The organism is Oceanitalea stevensii, assembly GCF_014837105.1.
Taxonomy (GTDB): domain Bacteria; phylum Actinomycetota; class Actinomycetes; order Actinomycetales; family Actinomycetaceae; genus Oceanitalea; species Oceanitalea stevensii.
This window is the reverse complement of record NZ_JACSPO010000006.1, coordinates 37,798-62,322: the sequence shown is the minus strand read 5'-3', so window position 1 is coordinate 62,322 and position 24,525 is coordinate 37,798. Positions and strand designations below refer to the sequence as shown.

At 74.3% G+C, this 24,525-nt stretch carries 14 protein-coding genes; 12 read left to right on the top strand and 2 right to left on the bottom strand.

Annotated elements, in window-relative coordinates:
• The first annotated feature begins 162 nt into the window (after nt 1-162).
• From H9624_RS11350 to H9624_RS11305, 10 genes are all read left to right on the top strand, one after another.
• Complete coding sequence (locus tag H9624_RS11350) at nt 163-6,339, top strand: Ig-like domain-containing protein (RefSeq protein WP_251840003.1); 6,177 nt, start codon at nt 163-165, stop codon at nt 6,337-6,339.
• Nucleotides 6,340-6,388: 49 nt separating this feature from the next.
• Nucleotides 6,389-7,384, top strand: a complete 996-nt coding sequence (locus H9624_RS11345; RefSeq protein ID WP_251840002.1) for an AAA family ATPase — start codon at nt 6,389-6,391, stop codon at nt 7,382-7,384.
• A gap of 3 nt (nt 7,385-7,387) precedes the next feature.
• Nucleotides 7,388-8,659 carry a DUF58 domain-containing protein gene (locus tag H9624_RS16940; protein WP_251840001.1) on the top strand — a complete coding sequence of 424 codons (1,272 nt, stop codon included), beginning with the start codon at nt 7,388-7,390 and terminating at the stop codon, nt 8,657-8,659.
• A complete protein-coding gene (locus tag H9624_RS11335) occupies nt 8,656-10,914 on the top strand; it encodes a transglutaminase-like domain-containing protein (RefSeq protein WP_251840000.1) in 2,259 nt (752 codons plus the stop codon). Before H9624_RS16940 ends, H9624_RS11335 begins: the two co-directional genes overlap by 4 nt.
• Complete coding sequence (locus H9624_RS11330; protein ID WP_251839999.1) at nt 10,914-15,341, top strand: type VII secretion EssC family protein; 4,428 nt, start codon at nt 10,914-10,916, stop codon at nt 15,339-15,341. The genes H9624_RS11335 and H9624_RS11330 overlap by 1 nt, the downstream gene beginning before the upstream one ends.
• A 202-nt stretch (nt 15,342-15,543) precedes the next feature.
• On the top strand, nt 15,544-15,840 hold the full coding sequence (locus tag H9624_RS11325; protein WP_251302816.1) for a WXG100 family type VII secretion target: 297 nt from the start codon (nt 15,544-15,546) through the stop codon (nt 15,838-15,840).
• A gap of 82 nt (nt 15,841-15,922) precedes the next feature.
• Nucleotides 15,923-17,104, top strand: a complete 1,182-nt coding sequence (locus H9624_RS11320) for an FHA domain-containing protein (RefSeq protein ID WP_251839998.1) — start codon at nt 15,923-15,925, stop codon at nt 17,102-17,104.
• Nucleotide 17,105: 1 nt separating this feature from the next.
• The gene (locus tag H9624_RS11315) at nt 17,106-18,395 is read left to right on the top strand and encodes an FHA domain-containing protein (protein WP_251839997.1); all 1,290 of its coding nucleotides are present in this window, start codon (nt 17,106-17,108) and stop codon (nt 18,393-18,395) included.
• A gap of 214 nt (nt 18,396-18,609) precedes the next feature.
• Nucleotides 18,610-20,367 carry a 2-isopropylmalate synthase gene (gene leuA, locus H9624_RS11310; RefSeq protein ID WP_251839996.1) on the top strand — a complete coding sequence of 586 codons (1,758 nt, stop codon included), beginning with the start codon at nt 18,610-18,612 and terminating at the stop codon, nt 20,365-20,367.
• 92 nt (nt 20,368-20,459) lie between these two features.
• Nucleotides 20,460-21,689 carry an MFS transporter gene (locus H9624_RS11305; protein ID WP_251839995.1) on the top strand — a complete coding sequence of 410 codons (1,230 nt, stop codon included), beginning with the start codon at nt 20,460-20,462 and terminating at the stop codon, nt 21,687-21,689.
• A 51-nt stretch (nt 21,690-21,740) separates the two neighbouring features.
• Here the strand turns inward: H9624_RS11305 and H9624_RS11300 are convergent, their stop codons facing one another.
• A complete protein-coding gene (locus tag H9624_RS11300; protein ID WP_251839994.1) occupies nt 21,741-22,220 on the bottom strand; it encodes a GyrI-like domain-containing protein in 480 nt (159 codons plus the stop codon).
• A complete protein-coding gene (locus tag H9624_RS11295; RefSeq protein WP_251839993.1) occupies nt 22,217-22,750 on the bottom strand; it encodes a flavodoxin family protein in 534 nt (177 codons plus the stop codon). The genes H9624_RS11300 and H9624_RS11295 overlap by 4 nt, the downstream gene beginning before the upstream one ends.
• 135 nt (nt 22,751-22,885) lie before the next feature.
• On the opposite strand from H9624_RS11295, the gene recO reads away from it, so the two are divergent.
• Both recO and H9624_RS11285 read left to right on the top strand, forming a co-directional pair.
• The gene (gene recO / locus H9624_RS11290) at nt 22,886-23,617 is read left to right on the top strand and encodes a DNA repair protein RecO (RefSeq protein ID WP_251839992.1); all 732 of its coding nucleotides are present in this window, start codon (nt 22,886-22,888) and stop codon (nt 23,615-23,617) included.
• Nucleotides 23,614-24,393, top strand: a complete 780-nt coding sequence (locus H9624_RS11285) for an isoprenyl transferase (RefSeq protein ID WP_251839991.1) — start codon at nt 23,614-23,616, stop codon at nt 24,391-24,393. The genes recO and H9624_RS11285 overlap by 4 nt, the downstream gene beginning before the upstream one ends.
• The last annotated feature ends 132 nt before the right edge of the window (nt 24,394-24,525 follow it).

Below are 24,525 nucleotides of genomic sequence, written 5' to 3'. Positions count from 1 at the left end.
GCAGTTCTCCCCATCCTTCGGTAGGACCTTCGTCTCCTGCCTTTGTTAGTCTGCGGAGCGGCGCCGGGGGCCCACGGAGGTCGTCGGCCCCCAGCATGCCTCCACACACGACGTAGGGCGGGACACGTGCGACTCGGACGCGGGCGGAACAGTGGTACGGACGTGCCAGACGTCCCCACGGGCCGGCGCACACGCCGGGCCGACTCGACCCCCCGGCGCAAGGGCCGCGCCGCGGACCCGAAGCGGCGCCAGCGCGTCGTCTCCACCGCGACGGTCACCGTCCTCGGGGCGGGGCTCGTCGTCGCCGGCGTCCTGTACGACGGCGTCGCCACGGCGGACGTCGACCTCAACGACGGCGGCGTGTGGGTGACGAGCCAGGAGCACATGCGCCTGGGACGCCTCAACAGCCAGGTCCAGCTCCTCGACGGCGGTCTCGCGGCCCGCAGCGCGAGCTTCGACGTCCTCCAGGACGGTGGCCACGTCTTCCTCGTCGACGAGGGCGCGGGCGTCCTCCAGCAGGTCGACCCCGCGACGGTCCTCACGACGACCACGGTGTCCCTGCCCGGCCCCCGCCAGATCGAGATGAGCGGTGACACCCTCGCCGTCCTCGACTCGCGCAGCGGCCAGCTCCACACCGCCCCCGTCCTCGGTGGCGGCGGGCTCGCCGACGAGGAGCGCGAGCCCACCGTGGGCCTGGGCGCCAACGCCGTCATCGCCGTCGGCGTGGACGGGACCACCTACGGCGTCTCCCCGGGCGACGCCACCCTCGTCACCATCCCCGCCGGCTTCGACCCCGAGGGCGAGGAGGAGCCCGCCGTCGCGGAGCTCGGCATCGACCCCGAGCGCCTCACCGACGCCGAGATCCAGGTGAGCGCCGTCGGCGACGAGCCGGTCGTCCTCGTCCGGGACGAGCAGGACCGGGTGACGCTCCTGCGTCCGGAGACCGAGCCGCTCGAGGTCACCGACCTCGCCGACACCGCGCAGGTGGCCCTCCAGGCACCCTCCGCCGCCGCGCGCGACGTCGTCCTCGCGGCCCGTGACGGCCTCGTGCGCGTGCCCCTCGGCCGCGGCGAGCCGAGCGTCGACCGCGTCTCCCAGCCGGGCACGCCGACCGAGCCGGTCGTCGTCGCCGGCTGCAGCCACGGCGCGTGGGCCGGCGCCACCGGCGTCTACCAGTCCCGCTGCGGCAACGGCGAGGTCGCCGAGCAGCCCATCGACAAGACCCTCACCGACGCGAAGCTCGTCTTCCGCGTCAACCGGGACGTCGTCGTCCTCAACGACCTCGTCGCCGGCACCGTGTGGCTGGTCAAGGACGCGATGGAGATCGTCGAGAACTGGGACGACGTCGTGCCGCCGCAGGCCGCGAGCGACGACGAGGAGGAGTCCCAGCAGCAGATCGAGGAGCAGCTCCCGCTCGACCGCGAGCAGGAGAACCGCGACCCCATCGCCCAGGACGACGAGCTCGGCGTCCGCGCCGGGTCGACGACCGTCCTCGAGGTGCTCGCCAACGACACCGACCCCGACGGCGACCTCCTCACCGTCTCGTCCTTCGACGCGCCCGGGGAGTCCTTCGGCACCGTCCGCCCGATCATGGGCGGCCGCGCGCTGCAGATCGCCGTCGCCGACGGCGCGAGCGGCGCCTTCGCGATGCGCTACTCGGTGAGCGACGGGCGCGGGGGAGAGGCCGAGGCCGTCGCGCGCGTCACCGTCGTGCCCGCCGAGGCCAACCGGCCGCCCGAGCAGGTCCGCCCGGCCGCCCTCACGCTCGTGTCCGGCGCCACCGGCAGCGTCAACGTCCTCGACACCGTCATGGACCCCGACGGCGACGAGCTCGTCGTCGTCGGCGCGACCGCCAGCACCGACGACATCGTCCGCTTCACCCCCGACGGCGCGGTCACCTTCGTCGACTCCGGCGTCACGCCCGGCATCAAGCCGGTCGCGGTCGAGGTCTACGACGGCACCGACACCGCCGAGGTCGAGCTCGACGTCGACGTGCGGCCCGCCGGCGCGCTGCCGCCCACGCCCGTCTTCGACTTCGTCACCGCGATCGCCGGCGAGGAGACGGTCGTCGAGCCGCTCGCCAACGACACCGACCCGGGCGGCGAGGCCGAGCCGCTGCGCCTGGCCGACGTCCAGCAGGTGCCGGGCGCGACCGTGGTCCCCGACTACGACGCCGGTGCCTTCCGCTTCTCCGCGGAGGCCGCGCAGACGTACTACCTCACCTACATCGTCGTCAACGACGCCGGGGCCTCCGCCACCGGCCTCATCCGCGTCGACGTGCGCGAGCCCGCCGAGGCGGCGCCGGTCGCCGTCCAGGACGTCGGGCTGCTCCCCGCCGGGGGCCAGGTGCTCGTCGACGTCCTCGCCAACGACGAGGACCCGAGCGGTGAGCTGCTCGCCGTGCGGCAGGTCGACGTCCCCGAGGGCTCGGGGCTCACGGTCGCCGTCCTCGAGCACCGCATCCTCAAGATCACCGCGAGCCAGGACGTCCAGACGACCCAGCGCCTCACCTACGAGGTGTCCAACGGCGAGTCCAGCGCCACCGGCGAGGTCGTCGTCATGCAGGTCCCCCCGGACGCGCTCGTCCAGCCGCCGGTCGCCCGGGCCGACGTCGCGAACGTCCGCGCCGGCGACTTCGTCACGATCCCCGTCCTGTCCAACGACTCCCACCCGGCGGGCCTGGAGTTCGAGCTGTCCTCCGAGCTCGTCGAGGAGCCGCAGGCCGGGCACCTCTTCGCCTCGGGCGACACGCTGCGCTTCCGCGCACCGGAGCAGCCGCAGACGATCAACGCGGTCTACGAGGTCGTCGACGAGTCCGACCAGCGCGCCTCCGCGCAGGTGACGATCTACGTCCAGGCCGACGACGGCGAGCGCAACGCCCCGCCGCAGCCGCTGCCCGTCGAGTCGCGCGCCTTCGCCGGCGAGCGGGTGCGGATCCAGGTCCCGCTCTTCGGCATCGACCCCGACGGCGACTCCGTCCAGCTCCTCGGCGCCGACCGCGCACCGACGAAGGGCCGCATCGTCGAGGTCGGGCCCACGTACATCGACTACGAGGCCTACTCCCGCTCGACCGGCACCGACTCCTTCACCTACGCCGTCCGCGACCGCATGGGCACCTACGCCTCGGCGACGGCGCGCGTCGCCGTCGTCCCGCCGCCCGACCTCAACCGGGCCCCGCAGGCCCTGGACGACGAGGTGACCGTGCGGCCGGGCCGCGTCGTCGACTTCGACCCGATCGTCAACGACACCGACCCCGACGGCGACCCGCTCTACCTCGGCGACCCCGCCGTCGACGAGGTCGAGGAGCTCGAGGTCGAGCAGCTCGACAGCGGCCGCCTGCGCATCACGACGCCGGAGCAGGAGGGCACCTTCGCCCTGCCGTACCACGTGAGCGACCAGCGCGGCGGGACCTCGACGGGCATCATCACCGTCCGGGTCGACCCCGACGCGCCGCTCCAGGCGCCCGTCGCCGTCGACGACCTCGTCCGGGCGATCACGATCCTCGACCAGGAGCGCGTGACGATCCCGGTCCTCGACAACGACTCCGACCCCGACGGCAGCCGTGAGGACCTCACGGTGGGCCTCGAGGGCTCCCCGGAGAACGCGACCGTCGTCGGCGAGGAGATCCAGGTCGACGTGCTCGCCTCGCGGCAGGTGCTCACCTACTCGGTGACCGACCTCGACGGCCTCACGTCCTACGCCTTCGTCGACGTCCCCGGCCTGGAGGACTCCGGCCCGGTGCTGCGCACCGACGTCGACCCGATCGTCGTCGCGACGGGGGAGACCCGCGCGCGCGCGCGCGCGGACTACGTCATCGCCCCGAGCGGCAAGGAGGTGCGCCTCACCGACGCCGAGCAGGTCCGCGCGACGAACTCCGACGGCAGCTCGCCCGTCGTGGGCCCCACGACCCTCACCTTCACCTCCGCGCCCACCTACGCCGGGCCCGCCACCCTCACCTTCGAGGTGACCGACGGTCAGAGCGCCGAGGACCCCGAGGGCCTGACAGCGGTGCTCACCCTCGACATCACCGTCGAGTCGACGGAGAACACCGCGCCGACCTTCGACGGCGCCGCCATCGAGGTGGTCCCCGCGGAGGGGCCGGTCGGGCTCAACCTGCGCCAGCTGTCGGAGGACCCGGACACGGGCGACTACAACCAGCTGAGCTTCGAGCTCGCCGGGGTGCCCGAGGGCGTCGACGCGAGCCTCGACGGCCCGAACCTCACCGTCTCCGCGCCCGTGGACACCCCGCGGGGGACGGCGGGCAACATCCAGATCACCGTCTCGGACTCCAAGGCCGAACCGGTCCCCGGCGTCATCGAGGTGACGGTCGCGGCGTCCAACCGGCGTCTCGCCTCGGTCAACGACCACGACCTCGGCGAGATCGAGCAGGGCGAGTCGGACTCCGTCAACGTGCTCCAGGGCGCCTTCAACCCCTTCCCGGGCGAGCCGCTCACGGTGGTCTACGCGCGCAGCGAGACGGGTGGGCCCGAGCCCGTCACCGACGGTGACACGGTCACGGTGACGGCGGGCGCGGACTTCGTCGGCCGTGCCACCGTGCGCTACGCCGTCCAGGACGCCACCGGCGACCCGCTGCGCGACGTCGAGGGCCGCATCACCTACTCCGTCATCGGTGTCCCCGAGCGGCCCTCGCCCCCGCGCGTGGAGGAGGTGCGGGACGAGACCGTCGTGCTCACCTGGTCCGCGCCCGCCGACAACGGCGCGCCGATCACCGGGTACCGCGTCGAGGCCGACGGCGTGAGCCAGGAGTGCCCGACGACGACCTGCACCATCGGCGGGCTCACCAACGACGTCGAGTACACCTTCACGGTCACCGCCGTCAACAAGGTGGGCGACTCCGAGCCCTCCGGCCCGTCCGCGGTCGCGCGGCCCGACGTCAAGCCCGAGCGGCCCGCGGCGCCCACCCTCACCTTCGGTGACGGCCAGCTCGAGGTCGACTGGCAGACCCCGGTGAGCCGCGGCTCGGACGTCACCTCCTACGACCTGCAGATCGCGCCGTCCCCCGGTGGCGGGCAGATCTCGGTGAGCGGCAACTCCCACACGTGGACCGGCCTGCAGAACGGGCAGTCCTACACCGTGCGGGTGCGCGCCCACAACGACGCCCCGGACCCGAGCGAGTGGTCGGAGTGGTCGGCGCCCGAGGTGCCCGCGGGCGTCCCGGAGCAGCCGGTCGCGCCCGTCGCGCAGCGCGTCGACTCGCCCGTCAACGCCCAGATCACGGCCTCGTGGACGGCGCCGGCGGACAACGGCGACGCGATCGCGTCCTACGACGTCGTCATCCGCCGGGACGGCTCGGCCTTCAAGTCCTTCACCCTGCCCGGCGGTCAGACCTCCTTCACGGAGGACGCGCCCGCCGGCAGTGACTACACGGTGACCGTGTCGGCGACGAACAAGGCGGGGACCTCCCCGGTGAGCCCGGCGTCGGCGTCCGTGCGGTCCTTCCTCCAGCCGGACCGCGTCCCCAGCGTCACCGCTCGCGCGACCGGTCAGGACGGTGTCGTCGAGCTGTCCCACCAGAACCCCGCCGACAACGGTGACCCGATCCGCCGCTTCGAGGTGAGCGTCAACGGCGGCGGGTGGAGCCAGCTGCCCTCGAACAAGGTGATGACCGGCCTCAACGACGGCTCGAGCTACACCTTCTCCGTGCGCGCCTGCAACACCTACTGCGGGGAGGCGAGCCCCGCCTCGGCGGCGGCGGTGCCCTTCGGCCCCTTCGCCCAGGCGACGATGTCCGGGCAGCGGCACGGTGCCCACAACGGCTACATCGACACCATCTCCGAGCAGCCCGGTGCCACCTTCACCTGGACCACGCCGGACGGCAACGGGCGCGAGGTGACGAGCGTCCAGCTGAAGATCGGCAACGGCGGCTGGGAGAACGTGCCCGCCAACGGCAGCCGCAAGATCAACGGTGACTGGGGCACCACCTACCGGGCCGAGATCCGTGCCCAGCGGGCCGACGGCGAGGTCCGTACGGCGAACGCCTCCGTGCGGACGATCGACGCGCCGGTGCGGCGCCCGCCCCCGCCGCCGCCGGACCCGTCGGTCCGGATGCTCAAGGGTGACCCCGTGAGCAACACGCAGTGCAACCACAGCTCGTGCGCCTTCCTGAAGTTCTCGTGGGCGGACATGCCGAGCGGCAGCTACACGGTGCGCTTCACGGCGTCCAACGAGCCCGGCGACGACCACTGGCGCACCTACACGAGGTCGCTCTCCGGATCCGGCAGCTGGCAGACCCCCACGTTCCGCGGTCAGCCGGGGGAGCGCGTCGGGGTGTGCGTGACCGGCAACGGTGTCAACGCCTGCGACACGATCACGTGGTAGTCCCCATCCCCTCCCTCCCGCACGACCGCCCCAGAGACACGGAGCCCGCATGACCACGACCGAGCAGCAGACCACGATGACGCCCGAGCAGGCGGCGTGGTTCGCCGACACCTTCGAGAAGATCGTCTCCGCCGTCGGCGGGGCCGTCGTCGGCAAGGCCAACGTCATCCGGCTCGTCGTCACGACGATGCTCAGCGGCGGCCACGTGCTCCTCGAGGACGTCCCGGGGACCGGCAAGACGCAGCTGGCCCGGTCGCTCGCGGCGGCGGTGCAGACCTCGAGCTCACGGATCCAGTTCACCCCGGACCTGCTGCCCTCCGACGTCACCGGCGTGTCGATCCTCGACCCCAAGACCCAGCAGTTCGAGTTCCACAAGGGCCCGATCTTCGCCTCCGTCGTCCTCGCCGACGAGATCAACCGCGCCTCGCCGAAGACGCAGTCCGCGCTCCTGGAGGTCATGGAGGAGGGGCGCGTCACCTTCGACGGCGTGCCCTACGACGTCGGGCGTCCCTTCATCGTGCTCGCCACCCAGAACCCCATCGAGCAGGCCGGCACCTACCGGCTGCCCGAGGCGCAGCTCGACCGCTTCCTCATGAAGACCTCGGTCGGCTACCCCGACCACAACGCGACGGTGAGCATCCTCGCGGCCGCCTCCACCCGGGACCGCGCGGGCGGCGTCACGCCCGTCATCACCGGGACCGCCGTCGTCGAGATGATCGAGCTCGCCGGCACCGTCCACGTCGACGCCGCCGTCCTCGAGTACGTCTCACGGATGGTCGCCGAGACCCGCCGTGCGGAGAACGTCACGGTCGGCGTCAGCGTGCGCGGCGCCATCTCCCTCATCCGCGCCGCCAAGACCTGGGCCGCCGCGCACGGGCGCAACTACGTCGTCCCGGACGACATCAAGGACCTCGCCGAGCCCGTCCTCGCCCACCGCATCGTGCTCGACGCCGAGGCGGAGTTCGAGGGGGCGACGGCGGCCGGGGCGATCCGCGGCGTGCTCGCCGAGATCGCCCCGCCCACCCGCCGCGGCGGCGACCAGTAAGCCGTGAGCGAGCCCTCCACCACCACCCGGGGCCGCGCCGCCCTCTCCGAGCGACTCTCGGAGACCAGTGCGCTGCGGTCCCTGGTCGAGCGCACCCGCGGCCCCCGTCTCGGGATCGAGCGTGCCGCCAAGGCGGTGAGCGTCGCCGGCTGGGCGGTGCTCGTCGTCGGCCTCGTCGCCTGGGTCGCCGGGCGGCGCCTGGGCTGGGTCGAGCTCGTCGTCCTCGGCGCCACCCTCGTCACGACCTTCGTCGCGGCCCTCGTCTTCACCCTCGGCCGCCACCCCTACGAGGTGAGCCTGCGCCTCAGCGACCGCCGCGTCGTCGTGGGGGAGCGGGCGATGGCGGGCGTCATCGTCCGCAACGCGGCCGCGCACCCGGTGCTGCCCGCCCGCGTCGAGATGCCCGTCGGCGCCGCCCAGATCGGCTTCCACCTGCCCGGCCTCGGGGCGGGTGAGGAGCACGAGGAGATCTTCGCGATCCCCACGAGCCGCCGCAGCGTCATCCAGGTCGGCCCGGTCCGCACGGTCCGCGGCGACCCCCTCGGCCTCATGCGCCGCGGCGTCGCCTGGGGCGACCCGCAGGAGCTCTACGTCCACCCGCGCACGGTCGTGCTCAGCTCCTCGGCCGCCGGCTTCATCCACGACCTCGAGGGCCGGCCCACCCGTGAGGTGACGAGCGCCGACCTGTCCTTCCACGCCCTGCGCGAGTACGTCCCGGGCGACGACCGCCGCTACGTCCACTGGCGCACCTCCGCGCGCGCCGGCAAGCTCATGGTCCGCCAGTTCGAGGAGACCCGCCGCTCCCACCTCGTCGTCGGGATGAGCCGCAACGAGCGCGACTACGGCGACGACGAGGAGTTCGAGACCGCCGTCTCCACCCTCGGCTCCCTCGCCCTCCAGGCGATGCGCGAGGAGAAGGACCTCACCACCCTCACCAGCCACGAGACCCTGCGGGCCGTCTCCCCGGGCCAGTACCTCGACTCCCTCACCCGGACCGAGCGCGACGGCGGCCCCACCGGTGTGGTGTCGATCGCCCACCAGATCAGCCGCGAGGTGGAGCGCGCCTCGATGGTCGTCCTCGTGTGCGGCTCGACCGTCACCCCCGACCAGCTGCGTGCCGCCGGCGCCGTGCTCCCCGTCGATGCGCGCGCCTTCGCGGTCCAGGTGGTCAGCGGCGCGGAGACCGCGGTCCACACCGTCGGCGTCGTCACCGTCCTCACGATCGGCGAGCTCTCCGAGCTGCGCCGCGGATTCCGGAAGGCCGAGCGCCGGTGAGCGACTACCTCGCGCTGCTGCGCGCCCGCTGGGTCGACGTCCTCGTCCCCGTCGGGCTCGTCCTCCTCGCCCTCGTCCCGCTCCTGCCCGTCTACGGCAGCGCCCGCCTCGTCGCGGCCGCGGTCGGCGGAGCGGTGCTCGGCACCCTCGTCGCCACGTTCGGCGCGTGGCGCCGCTGGACCACCCTCACGGTCGTCGCCGCCACGCTGGGCGCCACCGTCCTCGGCTCCTCCCTCGGGGCCCCGACGACGGCGCTGGCCGGGATCGTGCCCACCCCGCAGACCCTCGGGGCGGTCGGCAGCGGCGCGGTGACGTCGTGGAAGCAGGTCGTCACCCTCGCCCCGCCGCTCGGGGCCGTCGGCAACACGCTGACCGCGCCCTACCTCCTCGCCCTCCTCGCGACGCTCGTCGCGGTGACGGTCTCCCTGCGGACCCGCCGGCCCGCGTGGGCGCTGCTCGCGCCCGCCGTCGTCCTCGCCGGTGCGATCCTCCTCGGCACGGCCCACGAGGTCCTCGCGCTGCCGCTCGCCCTGGTCGGCGCCCTCGCCGGCCTGCTGTGGGCGACGTGGCGCACCGGGCGGCTGCAGCAGGGGCGGCCCGTGGCCGTCCTCGTCCTCGTCGCGGTCGCCGCGGCCGGTGGCACCGGCGTCGGCCTCCTCGCCCCCGGCGACACCCACCGCGTCGTCCTGCGCGAGGTCATCGAGCCGCCGCTCGACCCGCACGACTACCCCAGCCCGCTCGCCGGCTTCCGCGCCTACCTCAAGGACCACCGCGAGGACACGATCCTCACGGTGAGCGGCCTGCCTGCCGGCGCGCCCGTGCGCCTCGCGACGATGGACGCCTACGACGGCACCACGTGGGCCGTCGCCGGCAGCGCCGACGGCAGCGCCGCCGGCTCGGGCACCTTCACCCGCATCGGGGAGCGCGTCGAGGCCACCGTGCCCGACGACGCCGCCACGGTGGAGGTCGAGCTCGGCGAGTACGCGGGGGTGTGGCTGCCCACGGTGGGCCGCACCTACGACGTCGAGTTCGCCGGTCCGGACGCCACCGAGACCGCCCGCAACCTCTACTTCAACCGCGCCTCCGCGACCGGCATCGTCACGAGCGGGCTGCGCAAGGGCGACAGCTACTCCCTCCTCGCCGCGCCCGTCGTCGAGCCCCCGGTCAGTGCCCTCGAGGGCGCGCCGCTCGGCCGCGTCGACCAGCCCGAGCTCTCCGGCGTGCCGGAGATGGTCGTCGCCGAGGCGTCGGCCATGGTCGCCTCCGCCGAGACCCCGCTCGCCCGGGTCCAGGCCCTCGTCGGCGGTCTCCAGGAGGGCTACTTCTCCCACGGCCTCGAGGGCGACGCGCCCTCCCTCGCCGGCCACGGCGCCGCCCGTCTCGCGCAGATGGTGACCGAGGAGCTGATGATCGGGGACGAGGAGCAGTACGCGGCCCTCATGGGCCTCCTCGGCCGCGCCGTCGGCCTGCCCACCCGCGTGGTCATGGGCTTCGCGCCCGAGGCCGCCGGCAGCAGCGGCCCGGTGGAGATCACCGGCGACGACGTCACCGCCTGGGTCGAGGTCGCCTTCGAGGACCACGGCTGGGTGCCCTTCTACGCGACGCCGGACGAGGACCGCATCCCCCAGGTCGAGGAGCCGGAGCCGCAGGACCGCCCGCAGCCCCAGGTGCTCCAGCCGCCGCCGCCCGCGCAGGAGCCGCCCGACGCGCCCCCGATGGACCGCGACGAGGTCGACGCCGACGAGGAGGACGTCCCGGAGGACGAGCCCATCAGCTACACCATGCTCATCGTCATCGGCGTGGGGGCCTCGATCCTCGTCCTGCTCCTCCCGCTCCTGCTCATCGTCCTGCTCAAGGTGCTGCGCCGGCGCCGGCGGCGCACCCGTGGCAGCGGCTCCGGGCGGGTCGCCGGCGGCTGGGCGGAGGTCGTCGACCGCGCCCGGGACCTCGGCGTCCCGGTCACTCCCTCGGGCACCCGCCACGAGCAGGCCCGCGACCTCGAGGACAGCCTCGCCGGCGGGCGCAGCACCCGGCGCCGCGGCGCGAGACCGGTGGACATCTCCCGGCTGGACAGCGCCTCGCTCGCGCGGCACGCCGACGCCGGCGTCTTCGGCCCGGTGCTGCCGGACGAGGGGGCGGTCACCGGCTACTGGGAGCACGTGCAGTCCACCGAGGGCCGCCTGCGCGCGGCCGTGGGCCGCCGCCGCTGGCTACGCTCACGGATCTCGCTCACCTCACTGCGAAAGGGCCGCTGATGCGGATCAAGCTCACGCTGCTGCGGACCTCTGCCGAGCCGGCCGACCTCGCGGTCACCGTCGACGGCACCGCCACGGTCGCCGAGCTCGCCCGCGCGCTCGCCGAGACCGACCCCGTCCCCACGCTGCTCTCCGAGCAGGACCGCCGCGAGCTCACCCTGCGCATCCACGGCACCCCGGGCTCGGAGGACCGCACCACCCGGCTGCTCCTGCCCGAGGACGCCGCCGCCGAGACCGTCCGGTCCGGCTCGGTCGTGTCGCTCGCCCAGGCCGCGGCCCGTTTCGACGGCGCGGGCGGGGACCTGCCGGCCGCGGCGCGCCTCACCGTCATCGACGGTCCCGACGCCGGCCTGGAGGTCACCCTCCCGGAGGGCACCTCGATCATCGGCCGCGGCAAGGGCTGCGACGTGCGGCTCTCGGACCCCACGGTCTCCAAGGAGCACGCGCGCCTCGCCGTCACCGACATCATCGAGCTCGTCGACCTGCGCAGCGCCAACGGCCTGCTCATGGGCGACGGCCTCGTCCAGCGCGCCGCGCTGCTGCCCGAGGACACCGTCACCCTCGGTGACACGACGATCCAGGTGACCCGGATCGCGGCCAGCAGGCACGCCGCGCCCGGGGCGGCGCACGTGGACTTCAACCGGTCCCCGCGGCTGGCACCCGTCTACGAGGGCGAGGAGCACGAGGCGCCGAAGCCGCCCGAGCCGCCCAAGCCGACGAAGTTCCCCATCGTCATCCTGCTCATCCCGCTGCTCATGGCCCCGATCTTCCTCATGGTCGGCCGTGGCGCCCTGGGCATGGTCTTCATGCTGATGATGCCGCTCATGGTCATCGGCAACTACATCGACAGACGGGTGACCGGCAAGCGGGAGTACCAGGCCGCCATCGAGCAGTTCGGACAGTCCGTCGATCTCATGCGCACCGAGATGGAGGTCGAGCGCGAACGCGAGCGGACGACCCGGCTGGGGGAGTCGCCCGCCGTGCAGGACGTCCGCGTCTCCGCCCTCGCACTGGAGCCGCTGCTGTGGACCCGGCGCCCCGAGCACGAGGCCTACCTCGACCTGCGCCTCGGGCTGGGCACGCTGCCCTCCCGCGCCACGGTCAAGATGCCCGCCCGCAACGACGCCGTCCCCGAGCACTGGCAGATGGTGAGCGCCCTCAAGGAGGACTTCCGCGAGATCGACGGCCTCCCCGCCACCGTCCAGCTCCGCGAGAGCGGCGCGCTCGGCCTGGCCGGCCCGCGCCACGTCCTGGACGACGTCGCGCGCGCGGCCGTCGCCCAGCTCGTCACCCTCCACTCCCCGGCCGAGCTCATCCTCACCGTCGCCACCTCAGCCGCCAGCGCCGCACGCTGGGACTGGACGAAGTGGCTGCCGCACGTCGGCTCTGTGCACTCCCCGCTGGAGGGCGCGCACATCGGTTCGAACCAGGCCGGGGTGATCCAGCTCGTCGGCAAGATCGAGGGTCTTCTCGACGCCCGCCGCCGCGCCGCCGGGGCGTCCCGCACGCTCCAGCTGCCCACGCTCGTCCTCCTCGTCGAGGACGACGCCCCCATCGAGCGCGGCCGGCTCGTGCGGATCGCGGAGGAAGGCCCCGCCGTCGGCATCCACGTCCTGTGGTGCGCGCCTTCGCAGGAGCGCCTGCCTGCCGTGTGCCGCACCTTCCTCACCGTCTCGACGACGGCGGACGGCGCGACGGCGGGCTACGTCAAGCACGGGGCCGCCGTCCGCCCGCTCGCGTGCGACACGGTGAGCGAGGACCAGGTGCTCGCGCTGGCCAAGCACCTGGCCGCCGTCGTCGATGCCGGTGCGCCGGTCGACGACGCCTCCGACCTGCCCGCCCGCGTCTCCTACCTCGGCCTCCTCGGCCCGGAGACGGCCGAGGGTCCGGCCGCCACCCTCGAGCGCTGGCGGGAGAACGGCTCGCTCACGCCCCGCGACGGCACCCCGCCGCAGCGGCGTCGGCACGACGCGAACCTCCGCGCCCTCATCGGCCAGGCGGCCACCGAGCCCTTCACCCTCGACCTGCGCACGCAGGGCCCGCACGCCCTCGTCGGGGGGACCACCGGCGCCGGCAAGTCCGAGTTCCTCCAGTCCTGGGTGCTCGGCATGGCCGCCGCGCACAGCCCGGACCGGGTGACCTTCCTCTTCGTCGACTACAAGGGCGGCTCGGCCTTCGCGGACTGCGTCGACCTGCCCCACACCGTCGGGCTCGTCACCGACCTGTCCCCGCACCTTGTGCGCCGGGCGCTCACCTCCCTGCGCGCCGAGCTGCACTTCCGCGAGCACCTCCTCAACCGCAAGGGCGCCAAGGACCTCCTGGCCCTCGAGCGGACCGGTGACCCCGAGTGCCCGCCGAGCCTCATCATCATCGTCGACGAGTTCGCGGCCCTCGCCACCGAGGTGCCCGAGTTCGTCGACGGCGTGGTCGACGTCGCCCAACGCGGCCGCTCCCTGGGCCTGCACCTCGTGCTCGCCACCCAGCGTCCCGCCGGTGTCATCAAGGACAACCTGCGGGCCAACACCAACCTGCGCGTGGCGCTGCGGATGAACGACGAGTCCGACTCCAAGGACGTCCTCGGCCTGCCCGTCGCCGCCGGTTTCGACCCCTCCCTCCCGGGCCGCGGAGCGGCCCGGACCGGCCCGGGGCGCGTCACCATGTTCCAGACCGGCTACGCCGGCGGCCGCTCGACGACGGCGCGGCCCAAGCCGCAGGTCGAGGTGGAGACCCTCGCGATGGGGGCCGGCACCCGCTGGGAGCGCCCGGAACGGGCCGAGGAGGTCGAGTCGGCCGGCCCGGTCGACGAAGGGCCTACCGACATCCGGCGGGTGGTCGACTCCATCGGGGCGGCCGCCGTCAGCGCCGGTGTGCCCGCGCCCCGCAAGCCGTGGCTGCCCACGCTCGCCGAGGTCCAGGACCTGTCCGCGCTCCACCCGCGCACCGACTCGGCGCTCCCGCTCGGCATCGTCGACGACCCCGCCCACCAGCGGCAGACCACCACCTACTACCGCCCCGACGTCGACGGCAACATCGCCTTCTACGGCGGCAGCGGCGCGGGCAAGTCCACCGCCCTGCGGACGCTCGCCATCGCCGCGGGCATCACGCCCAAGGGCGGGCCGGTCCAGGTCTACGCCCTCGACTTCGCCTCCGGCGGGCTCACCGCGCTGGAGAGCCTGCCGCACGTGGGCTCGGTCATCGACGGGGACGACGCCGAGCGCGTCCAGCGCCTGCTGCGCCGGCTGCGCGAGACCGTCGAGGAGCGCTCGGCACGGTACGCCGAGGCCCGTGCGAGCACGATCGACGAGTACCGCGAGATCGCCGGCCGGCCCGACGAGCCGCGCATCCTGCTCCTCATCGACGGCTACGGCGCCTTCCGCAGCGAGTGGGAGTCCATCGGTGCCCGGATGCCCTTCTACCAGCTGTTCCTCCAGCTCCTCGTCGACGGCCGAGGTGCCGGCGTGCACGTTGCCGTCACCGCGGACCGCGCCGGGTCCATCCCGTCCTCGGTGGCCGGCAGCCTGCCGCGCAAGGTCGTCATGCGGCAGGTCGACACCAACGCCTACGCGATGCTCGGGGCGCCCAAGGACGTCCTGGACGAGTCCTCCCCACCCGGGCGCGCCATCGCCGGCGGCCTGGAGATGCAGGTCGCCGTGCTCGGCGGCTCGCCGAACCTCGCCGAGCAGGTCCGCGCGATCGAGAAGCTCGCCGGCACCCTGCGCCGGGCGGGGGTGCCCGAGGCCCCCGTCGTCCGGCGCCTGCCCGAGATCATCCCGGCCGACACGATGCCGCGGTCCCTGGCCGGGCGGCCGGTGGTCGGCGTCGCCGACGACACCCTGGAGCCGGTGGGCATCGAGGCACTGGGCACCTTCCTGCTCGCCGGCCCGCCGCAGTCCGGGCGCACCAACGCCCTGCACTGGCTGGTCAGCTCGATCCAGCGCGCCCACCCCGAGGCCCGCTTCCTATACTTCGGGGCCCGCCGCTCCGGGCTGCGGAGCCTGGACCTGTGGGACGAGGCGGCCACGGGCCCGGCGGACGTCGCCGAGCTCGCCAAGGCTGTCGTCGGGGACCTCAAGGAACCGCCGCCGGAGGGCCGGGTGGGGACCGTCGTCGTTATCGAGGCGCTCGCGGACTTCCTCACCAGCCCGGCCGACCAGCCCCTCGTCGAGGTGATCAAGGCCGTCAAGCGCAACGAGCACCTCGTCATCGGGGAGGGCGACACGAGCACCTGGGGGGCTTCCTGGCCGCTGATCGCCGAGATCCGCAACGGCCGCCGGGGGCTGGCGCTGCAGCCGGACCAGATGGAGGGCGACTCGCTCTTCCGCACCTCCTTCCCGCGCGTCCAGCGCAAGGAGTTCCCGGTCGGGCGGGGCATGCTCGTGGACAAGGCCAAGGTCCGCCGCGTCCAGCTCCCTCTCCTCGGCGGCTGACCCCTCCACGACCCCGCATATGCGCGATTCTGGCGGCCCGGGTGCCCGTCGGGCCGCCAGAATCCCGCATATGCGTGGAGGGGTGGGGGCAGGGGAGTTCTCCCCATGGCCGGGGCGCGACAAGGAGGGGGCGCAGCCGGTATCAATGTCCTGTGAGACCTCGCCGGTGGGCGGTGGGGCACCAATGTGAAGGAGACACCTCGTGGCCAACATCAACGTGACCTACGAAGAGATGGACAACGCCGCCAGCTACCTGGTGACCAACAAGGAGGAGGTCCAGACGACCCTCTCCGCCCTGCGGGACTACATCGAGAACCTGGTGAACTCCGGCTTCGTCACCGACCAGGCCTCCACGGCGTTCAACCAGACGTACCAGGACTTCACCACGAACGCCACCGAGGTCATCGAGAACCTCACCAACCTCGGCAACTACCTCACCAGCGCTGCTGAGCAGATGCGGGCCACCGACGAGGCCCTCGCCGCCCAGGCGCGCGGCTGACACGACGTCTCCGCCGGGTACGGGTCCACGGGCCCGTGCCCGGCGGTGTGCGTTGCACACACCACTCGAGAGGACGACGACGGTGCGCGAGGCGCTCCTGCCGAGGGCGGCGCTGCCCTACCTGGACGTGGCGGTCCCTGCGCACACCCACCACGCCGAGCTCGCCCCGCTGCGGCGCGAGGCGCTCGACGTCCTCGCCGCCGGCTACCGCTCCACCGGCCGGACCCTCCTCGGCCTCCTCGCCTGGGCGCTGACCGCCGCGGGAGCCACGCTCCTCGCCGTGCTCCCGTGGCAGGGCCTCACGACGACGACGACGGCGGCCCTCGCCGTCGCCGGGGCGCTCGTCCTGGCCGCCGGGCTGTGGCTCACCACCGGCGTGCTGCGCGCCGGGCGGCGCCTCACCGGCGCGGCGGCCGCGTGGCTGCGCGTGCCCGCCGCGGGCGCGAGCGACACCGACGCCGGCGGGCTGCTCGCCGTCCTGCGCTGGCGGGCCGCGCTCGGCGCTGTCGCGGCCGCGTCGGCCGTCGCGCTCACCGTCACCCTGGCCTGGGCGCTGGCCCGCACCGGCACCCTCGGCGGCGCGTACCTCGGCGCCTCCGGCACCGCCGCCGTGCCGGACGCCACCCGCGCCGTCGTCATCGCGGTCCTCGCCGTCGCGGCACTCACGGCCGCCGGCGTGGCCGTGGGCACCTTCGGCGGCGTGCGCGTCGTCCTCGAGGCGGCCTGGACCCGCCCCACCGTCGCGAGCGAGCCGGCCGCCACGCCCCGCCACCCGGCGAGCTTCGCACCGCCGCCTGCCGCCGTCCCCGCCGCCCCGCCCGCGCCTCTCGGGCCACCGACCGTCGAGCTCGACCTCTCCTCGGTCCGTGCCGCGCTCGCCGGCCCGGAGAGCGCCGCGCCGGGGGGTGCCGACGAGCCCCGCGTGGAGGTCGTCCTGCCCGACGGGCGCCGGCTGCGGCCGGGCACCACGCTCGTCGGCCGCCGGCCCCAGACCCGGCCCGAGGACCTCGTCGACGACGTCGTCGTCCTCACCGACCAGACCGTGACGAAGACGCACGCCGCCATCACCGTCGAGGGCGCCCAGGTGCGCGTCGTCGACCGCGCGTCGACGAACGGTACGCTGCTCGAGGCTCCCGACGGGTCCCTCGTCCGCTGCCGCCCGTGGCAGGTCACGACTGTCCGGGCACCCGCGATCATCCACCTGGGACGGACCCGGCTGCACGTGCGAGCCGGCGCCGCCCGACGTCCGCTCGAGGTCGCCTGACATGCCGTTGACGCCCCCCGCCGCCCGCCCCTGGCTGGGCCCGGACTCCCGCAACCGCCCGTGGCCCGGCCACGGCGCGATGATGATCCGCCGCGCCGAGGCGCTCGGAGACCTCTCCGCCGCCCTCGGCTCCTGGGCCCGCCTCGGCCTCGCGGCCCTCGCCTGGGTGCTCGCCGCCGGGGGAGCGGTGCTCGTGGGACGCGGGGTCGCCGACGGCGGGGAGGGTTCCTCGTCCGCCGTCGGGATCGGGCTCCTCCTGGCCGCCACGGTGCTCGGCGGCATCCTCGTCGCCACCGGCTCGGCCCTGGCGCGCGCCACCGCCGCCTGGTGGACCCTGGCCACCGCCGTCCGTGCCGACGGCGGCCGCGTCGACGCGACGACGGCGGACCCCGACACCCTGCGCGCGCACGAGGAGGCCGTGACGGCCGACCGCACCTCCGGTGCCGGGGAGCTGTGGCGCCCGCCGCTGCTGCCGCGCACCCTCGTGGTCCTGCTCCTCGCCGGGGCGACCGTCGCGCTGGCCGTCCGCGCCGTCCTCGGCTACGGGGAGGCCTCCACCCCCTACGCCGCCGACGACGTGCGGGGCGCGTGGCTGACCCAGGCACTCCTCACGCTCGCGTGCCTCCTGCCGGCGCTCCTCACGGCGAGCGGCCTGCGCCGGGTGCACCGCGCCCGGATGCACCGCGTCGCCCACGACGAGCCGGCCTCCGCCGATTCCGGCGTCGCCGGCCTCACCCCGGCGGTGGGCAGCGGCTCGATCGTCGTCGGCGGCCGCGTCCACGGCCAGGCGGGCCCGCCGCCCGCCCCCGCACGGCCCGGCCCGCCGCCTGCGGCGCCCGACGTGACGGTGCCCCAGGAGGCGGCCGCGGCGCCTGCCGCGCCCGCCGCCGGCCCGGTCCCGACGGCCGCCGAGCCGGGCGAGGCGACGCACCCCGCGGTGCGCCTGTCCGACGGTCGCGTCCTCGCGGCCGGCCGCACCCTCGTGGGGCGCGCGCCGCAGCCGCGTGCCGGGGAGGAGCCGGCCGCGCTCCTCGCCGTCGCCGACGAGCGCGTCTCCAAGACCCACCTCACGGTGACCGTCGAGCCCGGCCGCGTCGTCGTCCTCGACCGCGGGTCCACGAACGGCACCGTCCTCCACCTGCCGGACGGCCGGAGCCGTCCGCTGACGCCCGGTGAGCCGGTCCAGCTCGGCGACGGCGACGTCGTCGTCCTCGGCGCGACGACGCTGACGGTGGGCGACACCGACGTCGAGCACACCGTCCTGCGCGAGCCCGGTGACCGGCGGGGCTGACCGAGCGAGGTCCTCACCGGTCCGGACGCGTGCGCGTGAGACGTCGCGTGAGACGTCGCGAGGGCCGGGCGCGTCGTGCGCTAGAGTCGGTGGCGTGCACCACCTCGGGAGTCTTCTCCTCCTTCGCTGCCGCGGCGAGGCCCTCTAGCAGCCGGCCCCTCGTCGCGGTGTCTCTCGTGCCCGGCGCACCAGACAACAGCGAAGTGGATGAACGATGAAGACCCGTACCCCCTCCAACGCCCAGCAGTCCTCGCGGATGCCGATCGGCAAGTACCGCCCCTTCCACGAGGTCAACGGCATCGACCTGCCGGACCGCCAGTGGCCCTCGCGTCGGATCACCCAGGCGCCGCGCTGGCTGTCGACCGACCTGCGTGACGGGAACCAGGCGCTCATCGAGCCGATGGACCCGGCCCGCAAGCGCCGCATGTTCGACCTCCTCGTCTCGATGGGCTACAAGGAGATCGAGGTCGGCTTCCCGGCGGCGAGCCAGACCGACTTCGACTTCGTCCGCTCGATCATCGAGGACGGCGCGATCCCCGAGGACGTGACGATCTCCGTCCTCACCCAGGCCCGCACCGAGCTCATCCAGCGGACGATCGACTCCCTCGTCGGCGCCGCCCGCGGCACCGTCCACCTGTACAACGCGACGGCACCGGTGTTCCGGGACATCGTCTTCCGCAACGACCGCGAGGCCACCAAGGAGCTCGCCGTCGCGGGCACGCGCGAGGTCATGGCCTACGCCGAGAAGGTCCTCGACCCCGAGGCGGTCTTCTCCTACGAGTACTCGCCCGAGATCTTCATCGACACCGAGATCGAGTACGCGCTGGAGGTGTGCGAGGCCGTCATGGACGTGTGGCAGCCCGACGCCGGCCGCGAGATCGTCCTCAACCTCCCGGCCACGGTCGAGCGCGCCACCCCGAACGTCTACGCCGACCAGATCGAGTGGATGAGCCGCAACCTCTCCCGCCGGGAGTTCGTCGCGCTGTCCGTCCACCCGCACAACGACCGCGGCACCGCCGTCGCCTCCGCCGAGCTCGCCGTCATGGCCGGCGCGGACCGCGTCGAGGGCTGCCTCTTCGGCCAGGGCGAGCGCACCGGCAACGTCGACCTCGTCACCCTGGGCATGAACCTCTTCAGCCAGGGCATCGACCCGCAGATCGACTTCTCGGACATCGACGGGATCCGGCGCACCGTCGAGCAGTGCACCCAGATGGACGTCCACCCCCGCCACCCCTACGGCGGCGACCTCGTCTACACCGCCTTCTCCGGCTCCCACCAGGACGCCATCAAGAAGGGCTTCACGGTTCGTGAGGAGCGCGTCGCCGCTGCCGGTGGCGACGCGACCGCCGTGCCGTGGGACGTGCCCTACCTGCCCGTCGACCCGCTGGACGTGGGCCGCAGCTACGAGGCGGTCGTGCGCGTCAACTCCCAGTCCGGCAAGGGCGGGGTGGCCTACCTGCTGGCCAGCACCCGCAACCTCGACCTGCCGCGCCGCCTGCAGATCGAGTTCTCCGGCGTGGTCCAGAAGGTCACCGACGCCTACGGCGGGGAGATCAGCGCCGAGCGCCTGTGGGACATCTTCTGCGACGAGTACCTGCCCGCGCCGGCCGGCTCCGGCCTGGCCCCGTGGGGACGTTTCGCGCTGCGCGGCACCACCCTCACCTCGGGCGGTGAGGGGGAGCGTGCGACGCTGTCGATGGAGATGGTCGACGGCGGCACCTCCAGGCAGCTGACGACGACGGGCAACGGCCCGGTCGACGCCTTCACCAACGCCTTCGCCGAGCTGGGCGTCGAGGTCAACGTCCTCGACTACGCCGAGCACGCGCTGTCGACCGGTGGGGACGCGACCGCCGCCGCCTACGTCGAGTGCGAGGTCGACGGCCAGGTGCTGTGGGGCGTGGGCATCGACCCGTCGATCACGACGGCGTCCTTCCAGGCCATCGTCTCCGCCGTCAACCGCGCGGTGCGCTAGCCCGTCGGCCGCTGCGCCGTCCGCCCGCGGCGCCCCGCCCGGCGCTGGTGGCGAGGGCGGGGTTTCGCGGCCGTCGGCCTAGCATCGGAGAAGTGGCCTCTCTTCCCTCCCCGGCTCGTGCCGACGCGACGGTCCGTCGCGTCGTCCCCTGGGCCGTCGTCGTCGGTGTCGTCCTCGTCGCTCTCAACCTCCGCGGGCCGATCCTCGCGCCCGCCCCGGTCCTCGGGCTGCTGCGCGAGGACCTCGGGCTGTCCTCGACCACCGCGGGCCTGCTGACGAGCCTGCCGGTCCTGTGCTTCGCCCTCGCCGGGCCGCTCGTGCCGCGCCTCATCCGCCGGGTCGGTCCGGACGGCGCGGTGCTCGCCTGCCTCCTCGGCGTCCTCCTCGGCACGGTCGTGCGCTCGTCGGGGGGCACGGCGAACGTGTTCCTCGGGACGGTGGTCATCGGCGCCGCGATCATGATCGGCAACATCGTCGTCCCGGTGATCATCCGCCGCGACGTGCCCTACCACCGGGCCGCCGCCGTCACCGGGCTCTACACCGCCTCGCTCAACATCGGCGGGACCCTCACCTCGCTGGGCACCGTGCCGCTGGCCGACGCCGCGGGCTGGCGCTGGGCGCTGGCGCTGTGGGGCGTGCTCGCCGTCGTCGGCCTGCTCTACTGGGTGCGCCTGCGCGCGCGCCGGTCGGCCGCCGTCGCGGAGGCGGACGAGGCTGCCCGCGCGGGTGGCGGGTCGGCGCGCGTCTCTCCGTCGGTCAGCCGCATCGCCTGGCTGCTCGTCCTCGCCCTGGGCTGCCAGACCTTCGCCTACTACGGCCTGTCCGGCTGGCTGCCCACGCTGCTGACGGACACGCAGGGACTGGACCCGGCAGCGGCCGGCTCGGCCGCGTCCCTCTTCCAGCTCTTCTCCGTGCTCGGTGCCCTCGGGGTGCCGCTGCTGGCCGCCCGCACCCCGGGGTGGGTGCCGATGGCCGTCATCGCGGTCAGCTGGGTGGCCATGCCGGTGGGCCTGCTCCTCGCGCCGGGCGCCTTCGTCCTCTGGTCGCTCTTCGGCGCGATCGGCCACGGCGGCGCCTTCACCGCGATCCTGTCGATCATCGCGCAGACGAGCGGCAGCGACCGGGAGGCCGCCACGGTCTCCGCCCGCGTCCAGACCGGCAGCTACGTCGCCGCGGCCTCCGCCGGCCCGGTGGTCGGGGCCCTGAGCTCCGCGACCGGCGGGTGGACCGGGCCGCTGCTCCTCGTCCTCGGGGCCGTGCTCACCTTCAGCGCCGCGGGCGTGAGCGCCGCCGTGCTGGCCCAGCGCCACCGCCGCGCCTGAGCGCCCCGGGCCCGGCGCGGGCGCCCGCGCCCCCGGTCCCGCGGGGCGCCGTCAGCCGGCGTCCACCTCCGGCACGGCCACCGGCCAAACGATGTGGGTGCGCCAGGTGTCCGGGTCCGGGTCGGAGCTCGGCCCCGCCTCGTAGAGCTCCCAGCTCTCCTCCTGCACGTGGAGGTCGTGCTCCTCGACCCAGCGCTCGATCTCCTCGTAGGTCTCGCGGAGCCGCGCGTAGCCGCCGCGGTGGGTGGCCTCGACCGCGCGCGCGGCCGGCAGCGTGCCGGCCACGAGGTCGCCAGCCCCGGCCCAGGGCTCGGTGAGCGGGAACCCGGCCTCGACGTCGACGACGTCGCTCGAGACTCCCCGGTACCGGGCGAACGGCGCACCGGCGAGGTGGGCGCCGGCGCTCTCGACCTGCGAGGCCACCGTGTCGAACACCTCCTCGAGGAAGGCCGGCAGGTCCGCCACCGGCACCCGGCGGCGGATGCCGACCGTGGGCCGCTCCTCGACGTCGATGAGCGAGATCTCGGTCATGTCTTCTCCTCGGGTGAGGGCGTACCGGCCGCGGGCTCGCGGGCGGCGAGGGCACCGATCCGGCGGCCCCAGTCCCGGGCGCGTTCCAGCTCACCGGGCAGCAGCGGCCCCTCGGCGTGCCGGACGTAGAAGCTCTCCGGCTCGGTGAGGAGCTCCGCGCCCAGGCGGAGCAGGACACGTGCGGCTCCGCGACCCGCGTGACCCGGGAGGTCGGGGTGGCGCACGTGGGTGTCGAAGGCCGTCACCGCGAGGCTGAGCGGGCCCGAGCTCGCGAGCCACTCCCGAATACCCGTCGTGACGACACGCCCGCCGCGGGCTGCCGCGTCGCGGCGGGTACTGGGGCGGCTCATGCCGAGAGCGTGTGTGGGGCCACCGACGACGAGGACCTCCGCCACGATCTCGTGAGGTGCTGGGGCGGCGTCGACATCGAGGAGCTCGACGTCGAGCGTGGTGCTCAGGCCCTCGGTGACGGCGCGCGCGACAGCGGCGGTGTTCCCCAGCTCCGACTCGTACACGACGACCGCGCCCATCCTGGCCACCTCCACCTGCGCAGGTCTTGCTGCGAGGCTAGCGCCTGCCGCGCCCGGGGAGAAGGGACCTTGGGCTCCTCGGGAGACCGGCGAGCCGGGTCGCTGCCGGGGCACCGGGCGGGGGAGAATGGACCGGTGAAGCTCTACCGGGACGAGGCCGTGGTGCTGCGCACCCACAAGCTCGGTGAGGCAGACCGGATCATCACCCTGCTCACCCGCGCCCACGGCCGGGTCCGGGCGGTGGCCAAGGGTGTGCGCCGCACGAGCTCGAAGTTCGGCGCGCGGCTGGAGCCCTTCTCGCTCGTCGACGTCCAGCTCCACATCGGGCGCAGCCTCGACATCATCACCCAGGTGGAGTCCCAGGCCGCCTACGGGCGCTCACTGGGCTCGGACTACTCCCTGTACACGACGGCGACGGCGATGGTCGAGACCGCCGAGCGGCTCACCGAGGAGGAGGCCGAGCCCGCGCCGCAGCAGTACCTCCTGCTCGTCGGTGCCCTCCACGCGCTGGCCACGCGGCGCCACCCGGCGAGCCTCGTCCTCGACTCCTACCTCCTGCGCTCCCTCGCCGTCGCCGGCTGGGCGCCGAGCTTCGACGACTGCGCCCAGTGCGGCCGGCCCGGCCCGCACCACGCCTTCCACGTCGCCCAGGGCGGCGCGGTCTGCGCCCGCTGCCGCCCGCCGGGCTCCTCCGCGCCCGCGCCGCAGACCCTCGAGCTGCTCGGCGCGCTCCTCTCGGGGGACTGGCCGGCCGCCGAGTCCGCCGCCCAGCGCGAGCGGGACGAGGCCTCCGGTCTCGTCGCCGCCCACCTCCAGTACCACCTCGAGCGCCAGCTGCGCTCCCTGCGACACGTGGAGCGCGTGTGAGCCCGGTCCCGCCCCCGCCGCACCCCTCCGGCGCCCGTCCGCCCGCGATCGACGCCCGCTTCGTGCCCAAGCACGTCGCGGTCGTCATGGACGGCAACGGACGCTGGGCCAACGCGCGCGGGCTGCCACGCGTGGAGGGGCACAAGGCGGGGGAGGCGAGCCTCCTCGACCTCGTGGCCGGCGCCATCGAGATCGGCGTCACCCACGTCTCCGCCTACGCCTTCTCCACCGAGAACTGGAAGCGCTCCCCCGAGGAGGTGCGCTTCCTCATGGGCTTCAACCGCGACGTCCTGCGCCGCAGGCGCGACCAGATGCACGAGTGGGGCGTGCGGGTGCGCTGGGCAGGGCGCCGGCCCCGGCTGTGGCGCTCGGTGATCTCCGAGCTCGAGGAGGCCGAGCGGCTCACCGCCGGCAACGACGTGTGCACGCTGACGATGTGCGTCAACTACGGCGGGCGCGCCGAGATCGCCGACGCCGCCAAGCAGATCGCCCGCGAGGTGGCCGCCGGCCGGCTCAACCCGGAGAAGGTCACCGAGCGGACCGTCGCGCGCTACCTCGACGAGCCCGAGCTGCCCGACGTCGACCTCTTCCTGCGCACGTCCGGCGAGCAGCGCACCTCGAACTTCATGCTGTGGCAGTCCGCCTACGCCGAGATGGTCTTCCTCGAGGAGCACTGGCCCGACGTCGACCGCCGCAGCCTGTGGCGCGCCGTCGAGATCTACGCCTCCCGCGACCGCCGCTACGGCGGCGCCGTCGACGCCACGACCACCGAGTAACCCGCCCCCTTCCTTGCGCCGAGCGCTGAGTTGTGACGGCGACGCCAGGAACAACTCAGCGCTCGCGACCACCACCCGCCTTGCGCCGAGCGCTGAGTTATTACGGCGGCGCGAGGAACAACTCAGCGCTCG